Origin of the sequence: Streptomyces sp. PsTaAH-124 (assembly GCF_000373685.1) — a bacterium.
Taxonomy (GTDB): Bacteria; Actinomycetota; Actinomycetes; order Streptomycetales; family Streptomycetaceae; genus Streptomyces; species Streptomyces andamanensis.
The window spans coordinates 331,030-347,408 of record NZ_KB892169.1 but is presented as its reverse complement, the minus strand read 5'-3'; the positions used below and the strand labels follow the sequence as shown (position 1 = coordinate 347,408).

Below are 16,379 nucleotides of genomic sequence, written 5' to 3'. Positions count from 1 at the left end.
TCGTGAAAGTGTGCACAAGCGGCGGCCTACGATGGAACGCGTGCCGAACCTGACCCGCGACGACGCCGTAGCCGCCGTGCGCAACCCGCTCGCCTTCATCGCCGAACGCTGGACCCCGCAGCCCAGGACCGTCCAGCGGGCGGCCCTCGCCGCGCTCGTCATGGCGGTCGTCATCGTCGTCACCGGGGGCGCCGTCCGGCTGACCGGCTCGGGCCTTGGCTGCCCGACCTGGCCGACCTGCACCGACGACTCGCTGACCACGACCCGCGCGATGGGCTTCCACGGCGTGATCGAGTTCGGCAACCGCATGCTGACGTACGTGCTGTGCGCCGCGGTCGGCTGGGCGATCATCGCCGCCCGCTCGCAGAAGCCGTGGCGGCGCGGGCTGACCCGGCTGGGCTGGGTGCAGTTCTGGGTCGTCATGGGCAATGCGGTGCTCGGCGGCATCGTCGTCCTGGTCGGTCTGAACCCGTACACCGTCGCGGCGCACTTCCTGCTCTCCACGGCGCTGATCGCGGTCGCCACGGTGATGTGGCAGCGCACCCGCGAGGGCGACGGGGCGCCGCGTCCGCTGGTCGGCAAGGCCGTGCAGCAGCTCGTGTGGGTGCTGGTCGCGGCGAGCGTGCTGCTGATCGCGGTGGGCACCGTCGTGACCGGCGCCGGTCCGCACGCGGGCGACTCCGCCGAGGTGGACCGCATCCCGCTCGACTGGGCGACCGTCGCCAAGGCGCACGCGGTGCTGGCCTGGATCGTGGTCACGCTGACGTTCGCCCTGTGGTTCGTCCTCAAGGCCGTCGACGCCCCCAAGGGTCCCCTGGACCGCACCCGGGACCTGTTCCTGATCCTGCTGTCCCAGGGCGTCATCGGCTATGTCCAGTACTTCACGCATCTGCCCGAGGTCCTGGTGGCCGCGCACATGCTGGGGTCCTGTGTGATGTGGATCGGTGTGCTGCGGGTCCTGCTGTCCCTGCGGGAGCGGCCCGGGGCGGCGGACGGCGCGGACGGCGCGCTGCCGGACACCGCCGCCGAGCCGGTCGCACTGACGAAGGCGTAGCACCCCGCCCGCGCGGCCCCGCGCACACGTCGGCCGGTGCTTCGGCGGGGAACCTGGTCCAGGTTCCCCGCCGAAGCACCGGCCGACTGCGTTCCGTGCGCCCCGGTCAGCGGGTGCGTCCCGGTCAGCGGTTGGCGGGGCCGCCGAGCTGGATGCCCGCCATGCGCGTCCACTCGTACGGGCCCGTCTTCACCTTGGCGGCGAACTCGCCGTCGAAGGACTCGTGGACGGTGATCCCCGCCTTCTGCACGGCCTGCTCGGCGATGGCCAAGGTGGGGGCCACGATGTCGCCCCAGGTGCCGTCCTCGCCGACGAGGACGATCCGGGCACCGCGCTCGCCGAGGTACGCGACCTGCCCCTCGGCGCCGCCGTGCGCCTTGGCGAAGGAGCCGATCCGGTGGGCGAGGCGGGCCGCCTTGCGCTCGGCCCTGGGGTCAACCTGCTGCGTGTCTGCCATGGCCAGGATGCTACCGACGGGTAGACACAACGGCGACGGGCGGGGTGCGTGGCCTTGGCCACGCACCCCGCCCGGACGGCGCAGATGCTGCGGGGGTCAGTGCAGGAAGGGGTCCACCGCCACCGCGACGAACAGGATCGACACATAGGTGATCGACCAGTGGAACAGCCGCATCTCCTTGAGCTTCGTGCCGGTCACCTCGGCCTTGGCGCGGTTCTGTAGCCCGTGCGCCTCCCACAGCCAGAAGCCGCCGGACAGCAGGGCGACCACGGTGTAGAACCAGCCGGTGTAGCCCAGCGGGGTCAGCAGCAGCGAGACGACGACCATCACCCAGCTGTAGATCACGATCTGCCGGGCGACCACCTTGTTGGAGGCGACGACCGGGAGCATCGGCACGCCCACGCGCGCGTAGTCCTCCTTGACCTTCATGGACAGCGGCCAGTAGTGCGGCGGCGTCCAGAAGAACATCACGAGGAAGAGGATGACCGGCGCCCACGACATGGAGTTCGTGACGGACGACCAGCCGATGAGCACCGGCAGGCAGCCGGCGATGCCGCCCCACACGATGTTCTGCGACGTACGCCGTTTGAGGATCATCGTGTAGCCGACGACGTAGAAGAGAAGCGCGCCGAGCGACAGCCAGGCCGACAGCCAGTTGACGGTGAATCCGAACAGCAGCGTGGAGACGACCGCCAGGCTGATGCCGAAGGCGAGGCATTCACGCGGGCTGACCATTCCGGTGACCAGCGGACGCTGCGAGGTGCGGTCCATCAGCGCGTCGATGTCGCGGTCGATGTACATGTTCAGCGCGTTGGCGCCGCCCGCGGACAGATAACCGCCGACGCAGGTGAGCAGCACCAGCCTGAGGCTGGGCACACCCTGCTGTGCCAGGAACATCACCGGCACGGTGGTGATCAGCAGCAGCTCGATGATCCGCGGCTTGGTCAGTGCCACGAACGCCTTGACCCGGGCCCCGAACGGCCGGTGGCTCGGGCTCTGGCCTGCACCGAGCAGTCCCTCCCCCAGGGCCTCAAGGGCCTGGGAGGGACCCCCAGGACGGGATTCGACGGCCGTCACGCACACCCCTGACAGAGACTCCCAGCGAGCCCCGTCCCGTGAACGCAGGGTAAAAGCTCGCGCGTACCACGCCACTGTAGACGTTGCCCAGACCCGGACATTCGCGGGGGTGGGGTCGTGTTGGCCGCGCCCGCCCGGCGGCCGTCCGGCCAGGGCCGTCCGGCCCGGCCGGCTCCCCCGCCGGGCACCCCTTCGAACGGGCGCGGCCCGGCTCGATCGAGCGATCGGATGAGCGGTCCCCTATTCAGGTGCCGAATTCACTCCCGGTTGGCCGAGAGGCGGATTTCCCGTAGTCCCGTCAGTCTTGAATGACTCGAAAAAACGCACGTCTTTACGGGGGTAGGCTCAACAACGGCCGGCCGACGCCGAGAACGCCGGCAACCCGTGCGTGGACACACGCACCGGCATCCGACATGTGGAGAGGAGCCCTGACCCAGGGTGAGCACCAAGCCGACCACCACAGACCTCGAGTGGACCGAGTTGGACCAGCGCGCGGTGGACACCGCGCGCGTCCTGGCCGCCGATGCCGTACAGAAGGTCGGAAACGGCCATCCCGGTACGGCCATGAGTCTGGCTCCCGCCGCGTACACCCTCTTCCAGAAGGTGATGCGGCACGACCCGGCCGATCCGCAGTGGGTGGGGCGCGACCGCTTCGTGCTGTCCGCCGGCCACTCCTCCCTGACGCTCTACACCCAGCTCTACCTGGCCGGCTTCGGCCTGGAGCTGGCGGACCTGGAGTCCTTCCGCACCTGGGGCTCCAAGACCCCGGGCCACCCCGAGTACGGGCACACCGCCGGGGTGGAGACCACCACCGGCCCGCTCGGACAGGGTGTGGCCAACGCGGTGGGCATGGCGATGGCCGCCCGCTACGAGCGCGGCCTCTTCGACCCCGAGGCCCCGCAGGGCGAGTCGCCCTTCGACCACTTCATCTACTGCGTCGCCGGTGACGGCTGCCTCCAGGAGGGCATCTCGGCCGAGGCGTCCTCGATGGCCGGCCACCAGAAGCTCGGCAACCTGATCCTGCTGTGGGACGACAACCACATCTCGATCGAGGGCGACACCGAGACCGCCGTCTCCGAGGACACCGTCAAGCGGTACGAGGCCTACGGCTGGCACGTGCAGCGCGTGGCGGCCAAGGACGACGGCGACCTGGACCCGCAGGCGATCTACGCCGCGATCCAGGCGGCCAAGGCGGTCTCCGACCGGCCGTCGTTCATCGCGATGCGCTCGATCATCGCCTGGCCGGCCCCGCACGCCCAGAACACCGAGGCCGCGCACGGCTCGGCGCTGGGCGAGGACGAGGTCGCGGCCACCAAGCGCGTCCTCGGCTTCGACCCGGACAAGCACTTCGACGTCTCCGACGAGGTCATCGGCCACACCCGGCAGGCGCTGGAGCGCGGCCGGCAGGCGCGCGAGGAGTGGGAGAAGTCCTTCCAGGCGTGGCGCGACAGCGACGCGGAGCGGGCCGCCGAGTTCGACCGCATCGCCGCCGCCGAGCTGCCCGCCGGCTGGGCCGAGAAGATCCCGGTCTTCGAGGCGGGCAAGAGCGTGGCGACCCGCGCGGCCTCCGGCAAGGTGCTCCAGGCGCTCGGCGAGGTGCTGCCCGAGCTGTGGGGCGGCTCCGCCGACCTGGCCGGCTCCAACAACACCACCATCGACAAGACGTCCTCCTTCCTCCCCGCGGGCAACCCGCTCCCGGAGGCGGACCCCTACGGCCGCACCATCCACTTCGGCATCCGCGAGCACTCGATGGGCGCCGAGCTGAACGGCATCACGCTGCACGGCAACACACGCGTGTACGGCGGCACCTTCCTGGTCTTCTCCGACTACATGCGCAACGCCGTGCGCCTGTCCGCCCTGATGCACCTGCCGGTGACGTACGTGTGGACGCACGACTCCATCGGCCTGGGCGAGGACGGCCCGACCCACCAGCCCGTCGAGCACCTCGCCTCGCTGCGCGCCATCCCCGGCCTCAACATCGTCCGCCCGGCCGACGCCAACGAGACCGCCATCGCCTGGGCCGAGATCCAGCGCCGCTGGACCAAGGAGTACGGCAAGGGCGCCCCGCACGGCCTCGCGCTCACCCGCCAGGGCGTGCCGACGTACGAGCCGGACGACGACGCGGCCAAGGGCGGCTATGTGCTGTTCGACGCCGAGGGCGACGAGCCCGAGGTCATCCTGATCGCCACCGGTTCCGAGGTGCAGCTCGCCGTCGAGGCGCGCGAGCGGCTCCAGGCCGACGGCGTCCCCACGCGCGTGGTGTCCATGCCGTGCGTCGAGTGGTTCGAGGAGCAGGACCAGGGGTACCGGGAGAGCGTGCTGCCCCCGGCCGTGCGGGCGCGCGTCGCGGTCGAGGCCGGTGTCGCGTTGTCCTGGTACAAGTACGTCGGCGACGCCGGACGCATCGTCTCCCTGGAGCACTTCGGTGCCTCCGCCGACGCCAAGGTGCTGTTCCGCGAATTCGGTTTCACCGCCGAGAACGTGGTCGCCAAGGCCCGGGAATCCCTCGCCGCCACCCAGCGCTGACGCTCATATACGACACGTAGGAGATGCAATTTCCATGACAGACGCACTCAAGCGCCTCTCCGATGAAGGCGTCGCGATCTGGCTGGACGACCTGTCGCGCAAGCGGATCACGTCCGGCAACCTCGCCGAGCTGATCGACCAGCAGCACGTCGTGGGCGTCACCACCAACCCGACGATCTTCCAGAAGGCGATCTCGCAGGGCGACGGCTACGACCAGCAGCTCTCCGACCTCGCGGCCCGCCGGGTCACCGTCGAAGAGGCCATCCGCATGATCACCACGGCGGACGTCCGCGACGCCGCCGACATCCTGCGCCCGGTCTTCGACGCCACCGACGGCCAGGACGGCCGGGTCTCCATCGAGGTCGACCCGCGCCTGGCCCACAACACCAGGGCGACGGTCGCCGAGGCCCGCCAGCTGGCCTGGCTGGTGGACCGCCCCAACACGCTCATCAAGATCCCGGCCACCGAGGCGGGTCTGCCGGCGATCGCCGAGACCATCGGCAACGGCATCAGCGTCAACGTCACGCTGATCTTCTCGCTGGAGCGCTACCGCAAGGTCATGGACGCCTTCCTCACCGGCCTGGAGAAGGCCAAGGAGCGCGGCCTGGACCTTTCGAAGATCCACTCGGTGGCGTCCTTCTTCGTCTCCCGTGTCGACACCGAGATCGACCGGCGCATCGACGAACTGGGCACCGACGAGGCCAAGGCGCTGCGCGGCAAGGCCGGCGTGGCCAACGCGCGCCTCGCCTACCAGGCGTACGAGGAGGTCTTCTCGTCCGACCGCTGGAGCGCGCTGGAGAACGCGGGCGCCAACAAGCAGCGCCCGCTGTGGGCCTCCACCGGGGTGAAGGACAAGGCGTACAAGGACACCATGTACGTCGAGGAGCTGGTGGCGCCGAACACGGTGAACACCATGCCGGAGGCCACCCTGGAGTCCACCGAGGACCACGGCGAGATCCGCGGCGACGCGGTCCGCGGCACCTACGCGCAGGCCCGCGCCGACCTGGACGCCCTGGAGAAGATCGGGATCTCCTACGACGACGTCGTCCGGGTCCTGGAGGACGAGGGCGTCGAGAAGTTCGAGTCCTCCTGGAACGACCTGCTGAAGTCGACCGAGGCGGAGCTGGAGCGCCTCGCCCCCGCGGAGGGCTGACGCCTTGTCGTCTCTTTCCGGGCTTTCCGGTCTTTCCGGCAGCGGAGCGAACCCGCTCCGTGACCCCGCCGACCGACGGCTCCCGCGTATCGCGGGGCCGTCGGGCCTGGTCATCTTCGGCGTCACGGGCGACCTGTCCCGCAAGAAGCTGATGCCCGCCGTGTACGACCTCGCCAACCGGGGTCTGCTGCCGCCGGGCTTCTCGCTCGTCGGCTTCGCCCGGCGCGACTGGGAGCACGAGGACTTCGCGCAGGTCGTGCACGACGCCGTCAAGGAACACGCGCGCACGCCCTTCCGCGAGGAGGTCTGGCAGCAGCTCAGCCAGGGCATGCGCTTCGTCCAGGGCACCTTCGACGACGACGAGGCGTTCGAGCGGCTGCGCGCCACGATCGACGAGCTGGACAAGGCACAGGGCACGGGCGGCAACTTCGCCTTCTACCTGTCCGTCCCGCCGAAGTCCTTCCCGGTCGTCATCCAGCAGCTCAAGAAGCACCAGCTGGCCGACCAGACGGGCGGCTCCTGGCGGCGCGCGGTCATCGAGAAGCCGTTCGGCCACGACCTGGAGTCGGCCGAGGAGCTGAACAAGGTCGTCCACGAGGTCTTCGCCCCGGACCAGGTCTTCCGCATCGACCACTACCTGGGCAAGGAGACCGTCCAGAACATCCTGGCGCTCCGCTTCGCCAACACCATGTTCGAACCGATCTGGAACCGGTCCTTCGTGGACCATGTGCAGATCACCATGGCCGAGGACATCGGCATCGGCGGCCGGGCCGGCTACTACGACGGCATCGGCGCCGCCCGTGACGTCATCCAGAACCACCTGCTCCAGCTGATGGCGCTCACCGCGATGGAGGAGCCGTCCTCCTTCGACGCGGACGCGCTGGCGGCGGAGAAGGAGAAGGTGCTCGGCGCCGTCCGGCTGCCCAGGGACCTCGGCGCCTCCGCCGTGCGCGGCCAGTACGCGGCCGGCTGGCAGGGCGGCGAGAAGGTCATCGGGTATCTCGAAGAGGACGGCATCGACCCGAAGTCCAAGACCGACACCTACGCGGCCGTGAAGCTGGGCATCGACAACCGCCGCTGGGCGGGCGTCCCCTTCTATCTGCGCACCGGCAAGCGGCTGGGCCGCCGGGTCACCGAGATCGCGGTGGTCTTCCAGCGGGCCCCGCACTCCCCCTTCGACACCACGGCGACGGAGGAGCTGGGCCAGAACGCGGTCGTCATCCGGGTGCAGCCCGACGAGGGCGTGACCGTGCGGTTCGGCTCCAAGGTGCCCGGCACGTCGATGGAGATCCGGGACGTCTCGATGGACTTCGCCTACGGCGAGTCCTTCACCGAGTCCAGCCCGGAGGCGTACGAGCGGCTGATCCTGGACGTGCTGCTGGGCGACTCCAACCTCTTCCCGCGCACCGAGGAGGTCGAGCTGTCCTGGAAGATCCTCGACCCGATCGAGCGGTACTGGGACAGCCACGGCAGGCCCGCGCAGTACGCGTCCGGGACATGGGGGCCGGCCGAGGCCGACGAGATGCTCGCACGAGACGGACGGAGCTGGCGCAGGCCATGAAGATCGACCTGACCGACACCAACGCCGGGAAGATCAACAAGGCGCTCGTGCAGGGCCGCCGCGCGATCGGCACCCCTGCGGTCGGCATGGTGCTGACCCTCGTCATCGTCACCGACGAGGAGAACGCCTACGACGCGCTCAAGGCCGCCGCTGACGCCTCCCGCGAACACCCCTCGCGGACCCTGGTCGTCATCCGGCGGGTCTCGCGCACCCTGCGCGACCGCACGTCCTCGCGGCTGGACGCCGAGGTACGCCTCGGCGCGGAGGCGGGTGCGGGCGAGACGGTCGTGCTGCGGCTGTACGGCGAGGTCTGCGACCACGCCCAGTCGGTGGTGCTGCCGCTGCTGCTGCCGGACGCGCCGGTCGTCGTGTGGTGGCCGGTGAACGGCCCGCCGGCCCCGGCCGAGGACCCGCTGGGCGCGCTGGCCCAGCGCCGGGTCACCGACACCTACGCCTGCGAGCGGCCGGTGCGGGAACTGACCGCGCGGGCCGCCGCGTACACCCCGGGCGACACGGATCTCGCGTGGACCCGGATCACGCCCTGGCGTTCCATGCTGGCCGCCGCGCTCGACCAGGTGACCTGCGAGGTCCAGTCGGTCGAGGTGGAGGGCGAGGAGTCCAACCCGAGCTGTGAGCTGCTGGCGATGTGGCTGGCGGACCGGCTGGACGTGCCGGTGAAGCGTTCGCCGTCGGCCGGTCCCGGGCTGACCGGGGTCCGGATGGACACGAGCTGCGGTCCGATCCGGCTGGACCGGGCCGACGGCCGGCTGGCCACGCTGGCCATCCAGGGCCAGCCGGAGCGGGCGGTCGCGCTGAAGCGGCGCGACACGGCCGAGCTGATAGCGGAGGAGCTGCGGCGCCTCGACCCGGACGACACCTATGCCTCGGCGCTGCGGTACGGCGTCGAGCGGCTGAACGGCGGCGACGGCGCGGTCGGCGGGCCGGCGGACGCCGACGGAACGGACGCCGAGGGAACGGACGCCGAGGGAACGGACTCCGAGGGTCCGGTCGCGGTGGCCACCCGCGAGGAGGACACGGCGAAGGCGCCCGCGCGGCGCGCCGCCGCGAAGACCGCGCGCAAGTCCCCGACCCGGAAGGCGGCGGCGAAGTGAGCACTCCGCAGCTGGTCGTCCACCGTGACAAGGAGCTGATGGCGCAGGCCGCCGCGGCCCGGCTGATCACGAAGATCGTGGACGCGCAGGCGTCGACGGGTTCGGCGTCCGTGGTGCTGACCGGCGGGCGCAACGGCAACGGCGTGCTGGCCGCGCTGGCGGCGGCACCCGCCCGGGACGCCGTCGACTGGACGCGCCTGGACCTGTGGTGGGGCGACGAGCGGTTCCTGCCCGAGGGCGACCCCGAGCGCAACATCACCCAGGCCCGGCAGGCGCTGCTGGACTCCGTACCGCTGGACCCGAAGCGCGTGCACATCATGCCCGCGTCGGACGGCCCCTACGGCACGGACGTCGAGGCGGCGGCCGACGCCTACGCCGAGGAGCTGGCACGGGCGGCCGGACCGGAGAACCACGGCGCGGTACCGGCCTTCGACGTGCTGATGCTGGGCGTCGGCCCGGACACGCATGTGGCGTCCCTGTTCCCCGAGCATCCGGGGGTGCGGGAGACGGAGCGCACGGTCGTCGGGGTGCACGGCTCGCCGAAGCCGCCGCCCACCCGGATCTCGCTGACGCTGCCCGCGATCCGCTCGGCCCGCGAGGTGTGGCTGCTCGCGGCGGGCGAGGACAAGGCGAACGCGGTGGCGATGGCGCTGTCCGGCGCGGGCGAGGTGCAGGCCCCGGCGGCGGGCGCCCACGGCCGGGCCCGCACGCTGTGGCTGCTGGACACGGCGGCGGCGGCGCAGCTGCCCAGGTCGCTGTATCCACCGGCGTCGGCCTGACCGGTCACCGGAGACACAGAGCACCCGACGGGGGTGGTGCGGGCGTCGTGCCCGCGCCGCCCCCGTCCGTGCGTCGAGGTCAGCGGCCGTACGGGTTCCGCCGCGCGTACGGGTTCCGCGGTGCGTGCGGGGGCTGGGGTGCGTGCGGGGGCTGGGGCGGGATGTACGGCGGGGGTGCGGCCGGCCTCGGCGGGACCGGGCGGGGCCGGACGGCGGGGTGGGTGTCCAGGCGGATGCCGTGGCGGCTGCGCAGGCGGCCCATCTCCAGCAGGGATATGCCGGTCACGGTGACCGGCGCGCCGAGGACGAACAGGACACCCAGGGTGAGGCTGAGCCCGTGCAGGTCGCCGGTGGCCAGGTCGGGCAGGGCCATCAGCCAGCTCGTCACCGTGGCGAGCAGCGGCGGCAGGCAGCGGTGCACGACCGCGGTGCCGAAGAAGTTCCCCGAGACCAGGTAGGCGCCGTAGCCGACGAAGACGGTGAGCCACAGGGCGGCGAGTCCGAGCAGCAGCACGAGCAGTCCGCTGCCCGCCGCCAGCTTCCACAGCACGACGGTGCCGACGATGGTCCCGACGAAGGCCAGCAGCAACTGCATCGACCGCAGCAGCGGTTGCCTCAGCTCCCGGACCGGGCCGGTGCGGCGCCACCGGTAGAGCATCGCCCCCACGGTGAGCGGGGTGACGAACAGCAGGACGACGGAGGCCGTCAGCATGTTCTCCAGCATCTCGTCGAAGGCGAAGCCGCCCTGCACGAAGGTGTAGACACCGACGGCCGCGACCGTCCCGGCGATGATCCGCACGCGCTTGAGCTTCTCCACGTCCGGATCGAGTGCGGGCGGGATCCAGGCCGGGTGGAACACCGCCCGCGCGACTTCCCTGGGCCGCAGCAGCGACCGCGCCGACAGTTCCCCGCTCAGCCAGCCCTGTGGCGCACCAGCCATGTCGAACTCCCCCGAGTGACGGCTCTGATGATCGTCAGGAGTGTACGGCACCCGCGCCGCGCCCCTGTCGGCTCATCCGGTGGACTGATGAGACGTCACCTGCCTTTCTCCGGTTCCGACTTCGGGCTGTGCGCGCACGGGCGTCAGCGCGCAGACGGACAGTACGAAGAACGCGGCCGCGAGCAGCGCCGGGGTGTTCGGGCCCCACGCGGCAGCGACGGCGCCGCCGAGCAGGGCGCCCAGCGGTGCCCCGGCGACCGCGAGGGTCCGGAAGGCGGCGCTGACCCGGCCCAGCAGCCCCTCGGGGCTGCGCTGCTGCATCAGCGTGGTGGTGTTGACGTTCCAGACCATGCCCATGAGGCCGAAGACGGCCATCGCGGCCACCAGGGCGATCAGGTCGCGCACCGTGCCGATGACGAGGAGCGCGGCGATCTGTGTCAGACCGGCCAGCAGCACGGCCCGGGTCCGGCCGAGCCGGGCCACGAGCGGCCGGTTGACCGCTCCCCCGGCCAGGCTGCCCACGGTGTAGGCGGTGGTCGCCGCCGCGTAGCCGCCGGGCCCGGTGTGCAGCCGGCCGGTCACCAGGACGACCAGGGTGGCGATGAGGGCGCCCATGCCCACATTGCACAGGGCGGTGGCGGTGCACAGGGCACGCAGGGCGCGGTCCCGGCGCAGCACACGCAGTCCCTCGGCGATCTCCCGGCGCAGGGTGCTGCCCGCCGGTCTCGGCGGGCGCGGGGGCGCCGCGGTGCGCAGCGAGGCGACCAGCACGGCGGCCAGCAGGAAGGTGACGGCGTCGGCCGCGAAGGGGACGGCGGCCCCGGCCGCGATCAGTACGGGCACCACCGGAGCGCCCACGAGGCCGCCGGCGACGCGCTGCCCCGTCATCAGCCGGGTGTTGGCGCTGCCGAGCGCCTCGCGGTCCACCAGGGCGGGCAGCAGGGCCGTCGCCGCGTTGTCGAAGAGGGTCTGGAGCGTGGTCAGCGCGAAGGCCAGGGCGATGAGCAGCCCGATCGAGGCGTGCCCGAGGGCGACGGCCACCGCGAAGGCACCGACCAGCAGCGCGCGTACCGCGTCCACCGCTCCCATCGCGCGGCGCTGGTCCACCCGGTCGGCGACGGCTCCGCCGAGCAGTCCGAAGACGATCCAGGGCAGATAGCCGCAGGCGGTGACCGAGGCGATGAGCAGGGGGTCATCGGTCAGCGAGGCGGCGAGCAGCGGCAGTGCGGCCGTGCGCAGCGCATCACCGAAGCTGGACAGCACGGCGGCGCTCCACAGCCGCCCGAACGCCCCGCGCCACGCGGGCTGTGCCACGGCCTGTGCCGCGTCGACCGTCGTCATCGCCGCCCCCTCACGATTCGCTGATGCACAAACCGTAGAGGGCACCACTGACAATCGGCCGGCGGCGGCCTGCCGCCCGGGTGGGGCCGGGGTCGTCCCGGGCGCCCGAGCGGTACCCGACGGGACGTCAGGTACTAGATCTCGCCCCGGAGTTTGGCGAGCGCCTCGGCGAGGATCGCCTCGCCGTCCGCGTCGCTGCGCCGCTCCCGTACGTACGCCAGGTGCGTCTTGTACGGCTCGGTGCGCGGCGGGTCCGGCGGGTTGTCCCGGTCCTGTCCGGCCGGGAAGCCGCAGCGCGGGCAGTCCCAGGTGTCGGGGACCTGTGCGTCGCTGGCGAAACTGGGCTGTGTCTCGTGTCCGTTGGAGCACCAGAAGGAGATGCGCAGGCGCGGCGCGGACTCGCCGCGCTCGGCCTCGCCCATCGGCCCCGCCCCGACCCGGCTTCCCCGGATCGCGTTGCCACTTGCCACGGTCGTAACTCCCTGCGTGATGGTGCCGCGAAGCGAGTCGGCGTACCGCTTCGCCGCGAGCGCCTCAGTCTACGTAAGGCCCAACGCGCGTCCAGTGTGGGGAGTTACCGTCCCCCGTGCACAGACGCAAGCCCCATGATAGGCCGCGCTACAGGGCGCGTACCGACCATGGGGCTTTACGTGCGGAATGTGCGGTGTCCGCCGGCTCGTCAGCTGTTGGACTTCATCAGCAGGCCGAGGACGATGATGCACGCGAACCAGAGCAGGCCGACCACCACGGTGATGCGGTCCAGGTTGCGCTCGGCGACGGAGGAGCCGCCGACGGACGACTGCATGCCGCCACCGAACATGTCGGAGAGGCCGCCGCCCTTCCCCTTGTGCATCAGCACCAGCAGCATCATCAGCAGGCTGAAGACGATCAGGGTGATCGAGAACCCCAAAACCACGGCTGGACCAACTTCCTCGGATTCGGATGGACGACAGGGGCACAGCACCTCGGCTGTGCCCCCGCAAGAGTACGACGTATCGCCGCTACCGCCTACTCACGTCCGGTTTCACTGCTCGCGGAACCTGATGATCTTGACGAACTCGTCGGCGTCCAGCGAGGCACCGCCGACCAGGGCGCCGTCGATGTCGGCCTGGCCCATGATCTCGGCGACGTTGCCCGACTTGACCGAGCCGCCGTACTGGATGCGGACCTTGTCGGCCAGGTCCTGGGAGTACAGCTCGGCGACCTTGGCGCGGATCGCGGAGCAGACCTCCTGGGCGTCCCCGGCGCCGCAGACCTTGCCGGTGCCGATGGCCCAGACGGGCTCGTAGGCGATCACGACGGACTCGGCCTGCTCGGCCGGGAGGTCCTTGAGGCCGCCCTCGACCTGGGCGAGGGTGTGGGAGACGTGGTTGCCCGCCTCGCGGACGTCCAGTTCCTCGCCGACGCACAGGATCGGGGTCAGGCCGTGCTTGTAGGCGGCCTTGACCTTGGCGTTGACCAGCTCGTCGGTCTCGTTGTGGTACTGGCGGCGCTCGGAGTGGCCGATCACCACGTAGGTGCACTTGAGCTTGGCCAGCATCGGGCCCGAGATCTCGCCGGTGTAGGCGCCCGAGTCGTGCTGCGAGATGTCCTGGGCGCCGTACTTGATCTTGAGCTTGTCGCCGTCGACCAGGGTCTGCACCGAGCGCAGGTCGGTGAAGGGCGGCAGGACGGCGACCTCCACGGCGTCGTAGTCCTTGTCGGCCAGGGCGAAGGCGAGCTTCTGGACGTGCGCGATGGCCTCGAGGTGGTTGAGGTTCATCTTCCAGTTGCCCGCCATCAGCGGCGTGCGGGTGGTCATTGAGGTCAGTCCTCCAGTGCTGCGAGGCCGGGGAGCGTCTTGCCCTCGAGGTATTCGAGGGAGGCGCCGCCACCGGTCGAGATGTGGCCGAATGCGTTCTCGTCGAAACCGAGCGTACGGACGGCGGCGGCGGAGTCGCCGCCACCGACCACGGTGAAGCCGTCGGAGTCGACGAGGGCCTGGGCGACCGCCTTGGTGCCCTCGGCGAAGTCGGGGTGCTCGAAGACGCCCATCGGGCCGTTCCAGAAGACGGTGGCGGCGTCGGCGAGCTTCGAGGCGTACAGCTCCTGGGTGCGCGGGCCGATGTCCAGGCCCTCCTGGTCGGCCGGGATGGCGTCCGTCGCGACGGTGGCGGGGTGGGCCGGGGCCTTGGTCCTCAGGTCCGGGAAGGCGGGCGCGACCAGCGTGTCCACCGGCAGCACCAGCTCGACGCCGGTCTTCTCGGCGCGCTCCAGATACTCCCGGACGGCCGGGATCTGGTCCTCCTGGAGGAGCGACTTGCCGATCTCGTGGCCCTGCGCCTTGAGGAAGGTGTAGGCCATGCCGCCGCCGATGAGCAGCCGGTCGGCCTTGCCGAGGAGCTGGTCGATGACGGCGAGCTTGTCGGAGACCTTGGCACCGCCGAGGGCGACGACGTAGGGCCGCTTGACGTCCTCGGTGAGCTTCTTCAGGACGCCGACCTCGGTGGCGATGAGGTACCCGGCGTAGTGCGGCAGCCGGGCCGGCAGGTCGTAGACGGAGGCGTGCTTGCGGTGCACCGCGCCGAAGCCGTCGCCGACGTAGACGTCGGCGAGGGCGGCGAGGGCGTCGGCGAACTCGCCGCGCTCGGCGTCGTCCTTGGACGTCTCACCCGGGTTGAAGCGCAGGTTCTCGACGACCGCGACCTGGCCGGGCTCAAGGCCGTCGACGGCGGCGTGCGCGGCGGGGCCGACGGTGTCCTGGGCGAAGGCCACGGGAGTGCCGAGGAGTTCACCGAGCCGTTCGGCGGCGGGCAGCAGCGAGAAAGCCGGGTCCGGGGCGCCCTTGGGGCGGCCCAGGTGGGAGGCCACGATCACCTTGGCGCCGGCGTCGGCGAGCGCCTTGACGGTGGGCAGCACGGCGCGGATGCGGCCGTCGTCGGTGATGACACCGTCGGCCAGCGGCACGTTCAGGTCGGCGCGGACGAAGACCCGCTTGCCGTCCACGCCTTCGGTGAGGAGTTCGTCGATCGTCTTCATGGGAATGGGACTCCTGAGGAGGGGCTCTTGATCGTACGAGGACCGGTCGATCCGCACGCGGGCGGACCGGGCGGCCCGGCTCGCCGTACGTGCGTCAGGGCCCGGACCGCGCCGAGGTGCGCTGCCCGAGCCCTGTTCTCACATCGAGGTGCCTGCTCTGCCGATCAGAGCTGGTCGCCGACGAAGACCGTGAGGTCGACGAGGCGGTTGGAGTAGCCCCACTCGTTGTCGTACCAGCCGAGGATCTTCACCGACTTGTCGTCCTGGACCATGGTCAGGGACGAGTCGAAGGTGCAGGAGGCCGGGTCGCCCACGATGTCCGAGGAGACGATCGGGTCCTCGGTGTAGACGAGGTAGCCCTTGAGCGCGCCGTCCTCGGCGGCCTTCTTGAACGCGGCGTTGACCTCGTCCTTGGTGACGTCGCGCTGGAGGGTGACGACCAGGTCGGTGGCCGAGCCGGTGGGGACCGGGACGCGCATCGCGATGCCGTCCAGCTTGCCCTTGAGCTGCGGCAGGACCAGGGCGGTGGCCTTGGCGGCACCGGTGGTGGTCGGGATGATGTTCTCGGCGGCGGCGCGGGCGCGGCGCAGGTCCTTGTGCGGGAAGTCCAGGATGCGCTGGTCGTTGGTGTACGCGTGCACCGTGGTCATCAGACCCCGGACGATGCCGAAGTTCTCGTCGAGGACCTTCGCCATCGGCGCCACACAGTTGGTGGTGCAGGAGGCGTTCGAGATGATGTTGTGGTTCGCCGGGTCGTACTCGTCCTGGTTGACGCCCATGACGATGGTGATGTCCTCGTCCTTGGCGGGGGCCGAGATGAGGACCTTCTTCGCGCCGCCGGCCAGGTGCTTGGCGGCGTCTTCCTTCTTGGTGAAGATGCCGGTGGACTCGATGACGATGTCCACGCCCAGCTCACCCCAGGGGATGTCGGCCGGGTTGCGCTCGGAGAGGACCTTGATGGTCCTGCCGTCGACGGTGATGCTGTCCTCGGTGTGCGTGACCTCCTGCTTGAGGCGGCCGAGGATGGTGTCGTACTTGAGCAGGTGAGCGGTGGTCGCGGTGTCACCCAGGTCGTTGACAGCCACGATCTCGATGTCCGCACCCTGCTCCAGCAGCGCGCGGAAGTAGTTACGACCGATGCGGCCAAAGCCGTTGATGCCTACGCGGATCGTCACGAACCGATCTCCTCGTTGGTACGCCGGTTTCGACGCCGGCGAGCTGTATTTGGGATGTCCCCGACCACCCCCGACCCTACCTCCCTGAGCCCCCCGGGGTGACATTCGGAGACCCCCTGAACGGCACGGCGGCCCGTACCCGGCAGTAGGGGTACGGGCCGCCGTGGCCCCGCGTCCGGTTCACTC

The 16,379-nt window shown here is 70.9% G+C and carries 15 protein-coding genes; 6 read left to right on the top strand and 9 right to left on the bottom strand.

The features are described from left to right. Positions 1-31: 31 nt before the first annotated feature. Positions 32-1,054 (top strand): COX15/CtaA family protein, encoded by a 1,023-nt coding sequence (locus tag B086_RS0116980; RefSeq protein ID WP_018567623.1) that lies wholly within the window; start codon positions 32-34, stop codon positions 1,052-1,054. 124 nt (positions 1,055-1,178) lie between these two features. Here the strand turns inward: B086_RS0116980 and B086_RS0116975 are convergent, their stop codons facing one another. After that, positions 1,179-1,511: a hypothetical protein gene (locus B086_RS0116975; protein ID WP_018567622.1), complete on the bottom strand. Its 333-nt coding sequence runs from the start codon at positions 1,509-1,511 to the stop codon at positions 1,179-1,181. Positions 1,512-1,607: 96 nt separating this feature from the next. Continuing rightward, positions 1,608-2,594: a heme o synthase gene (locus B086_RS0116970; RefSeq protein WP_078509976.1), complete on the bottom strand. Its 987-nt coding sequence runs from the start codon at positions 2,592-2,594 to the stop codon at positions 1,608-1,610. Positions 2,595-3,026: 432 nt separating this feature from the next. Here B086_RS0116970 and tkt point away from each other — a divergent pair, with 432 nt between their 5' ends. Genes tkt through pgl form a run of 5 tightly spaced genes read left to right on the top strand, consistent with a single transcriptional unit; the run spans position 3,027 to position 9,719 of the window. Continuing rightward, positions 3,027-5,114, top strand: a complete 2,088-nt coding sequence (tkt, locus tag B086_RS0116965) for a transketolase (RefSeq protein WP_018567620.1) — start codon at positions 3,027-3,029, stop codon at positions 5,112-5,114. Positions 5,115-5,148: 34 nt separating this feature from the next. After that, entirely contained in the window at positions 5,149-6,267 is a 1,119-nt protein-coding gene (gene tal, locus B086_RS0116960) for a transaldolase (RefSeq protein WP_018567619.1), read from the top strand. 4 nt (positions 6,268-6,271) lie between these two features. Then, complete coding sequence (zwf, locus tag B086_RS0116955) at positions 6,272-7,828, top strand: glucose-6-phosphate dehydrogenase (protein WP_018567618.1); 1,557 nt, start codon at positions 6,272-6,274, stop codon at positions 7,826-7,828. Beyond that, on the top strand, positions 7,825-8,940 hold the full coding sequence (gene opcA, locus B086_RS0116950; RefSeq protein ID WP_018567617.1) for a glucose-6-phosphate dehydrogenase assembly protein OpcA: 1,116 nt from the start codon (positions 7,825-7,827) through the stop codon (positions 8,938-8,940). The genes zwf and opcA overlap by 4 nt, the downstream gene beginning before the upstream one ends. Further along, positions 8,937-9,719 carry a 6-phosphogluconolactonase gene (gene pgl / locus B086_RS0116945; RefSeq protein WP_018567616.1) on the top strand — a complete coding sequence of 261 codons (783 nt, stop codon included), beginning with the start codon at positions 8,937-8,939 and terminating at the stop codon, positions 9,717-9,719. The genes opcA and pgl overlap by 4 nt, the downstream gene beginning before the upstream one ends. A 79-nt stretch (positions 9,720-9,798) precedes the next feature. On the opposite strand, the gene B086_RS0116940 is transcribed toward pgl, so the two are convergent. From B086_RS0116940 to gap, 7 genes are all read right to left on the bottom strand, one after another. Beyond that, a complete protein-coding gene (locus B086_RS0116940; RefSeq protein WP_026252504.1) occupies positions 9,799-10,659 on the bottom strand; it encodes a hypothetical protein in 861 nt (286 codons plus the stop codon). Between the two features lie 72 nt (positions 10,660-10,731). Beyond that, complete coding sequence (locus tag B086_RS0116935) at positions 10,732-12,000, bottom strand: MFS transporter (protein WP_018567614.1); 1,269 nt, start codon at positions 11,998-12,000, stop codon at positions 10,732-10,734. A 134-nt stretch (positions 12,001-12,134) separates the two neighbouring features. Then, positions 12,135-12,470, bottom strand: a complete 336-nt coding sequence (locus B086_RS0116930; protein WP_003957010.1) for an RNA polymerase-binding protein RbpA — start codon at positions 12,468-12,470, stop codon at positions 12,135-12,137. Between the two features lie 209 nt (positions 12,471-12,679). After that, a complete protein-coding gene (gene secG, locus B086_RS0116925; RefSeq protein WP_078509975.1) occupies positions 12,680-12,916 on the bottom strand; it encodes a preprotein translocase subunit SecG in 237 nt (78 codons plus the stop codon). A gap of 108 nt (positions 12,917-13,024) precedes the next feature. After that, positions 13,025-13,801: a triose-phosphate isomerase gene (tpiA, locus tag B086_RS0116920; RefSeq protein ID WP_018567612.1), complete on the bottom strand. Its 777-nt coding sequence runs from the start codon at positions 13,799-13,801 to the stop codon at positions 13,025-13,027. Between the two features lie 5 nt (positions 13,802-13,806). After that, a complete protein-coding gene (locus B086_RS0116915; RefSeq protein ID WP_018567611.1) occupies positions 13,807-15,018 on the bottom strand; it encodes a phosphoglycerate kinase in 1,212 nt (403 codons plus the stop codon). 164 nt (positions 15,019-15,182) lie between these two features. After that, a complete protein-coding gene (gene gap, locus B086_RS0116910) occupies positions 15,183-16,193 on the bottom strand; it encodes a type I glyceraldehyde-3-phosphate dehydrogenase (protein ID WP_018567610.1) in 1,011 nt (336 codons plus the stop codon). Positions 16,194-16,379 lie beyond the last annotated feature (186 nt).

Coding starts and splice junctions, on each gene's coding strand:
- B086_RS0116980 (WP_018567623.1), top strand. CDS start 32: ATGGAACGCGTGCCGAACCTGACCCGCGACGACGCCGTAGCCGCCGTG.
- B086_RS0116975 (WP_018567622.1), bottom strand. CDS start 1,511: ATGGCAGACACGCAGCAGGTTGACCCCAGGGCCGAGCGCAAGGCGGCC.
- tal (WP_018567619.1), top strand. CDS start 5,149: ATGACAGACGCACTCAAGCGCCTCTCCGATGAAGGCGTCGCGATCTGG.
- opcA (WP_018567617.1), top strand. CDS start 7,825: ATGAAGATCGACCTGACCGACACCAACGCCGGGAAGATCAACAAGGCG.
- B086_RS0116940 (WP_026252504.1), bottom strand. CDS start 10,659: ATGGCTGGTGCGCCACAGGGCTGGCTGAGCGGGGAACTGTCGGCGCGG.
- B086_RS0116935 (WP_018567614.1), bottom strand. CDS start 12,000: ATGACGACGGTCGACGCGGCACAGGCCGTGGCACAGCCCGCGTGGCGC.
- tpiA (WP_018567612.1), bottom strand. CDS start 13,801: ATGACCACCCGCACGCCGCTGATGGCGGGCAACTGGAAGATGAACCTC.
- B086_RS0116915 (WP_018567611.1), bottom strand. CDS start 15,018: ATGAAGACGATCGACGAACTCCTCACCGAAGGCGTGGACGGCAAGCGG.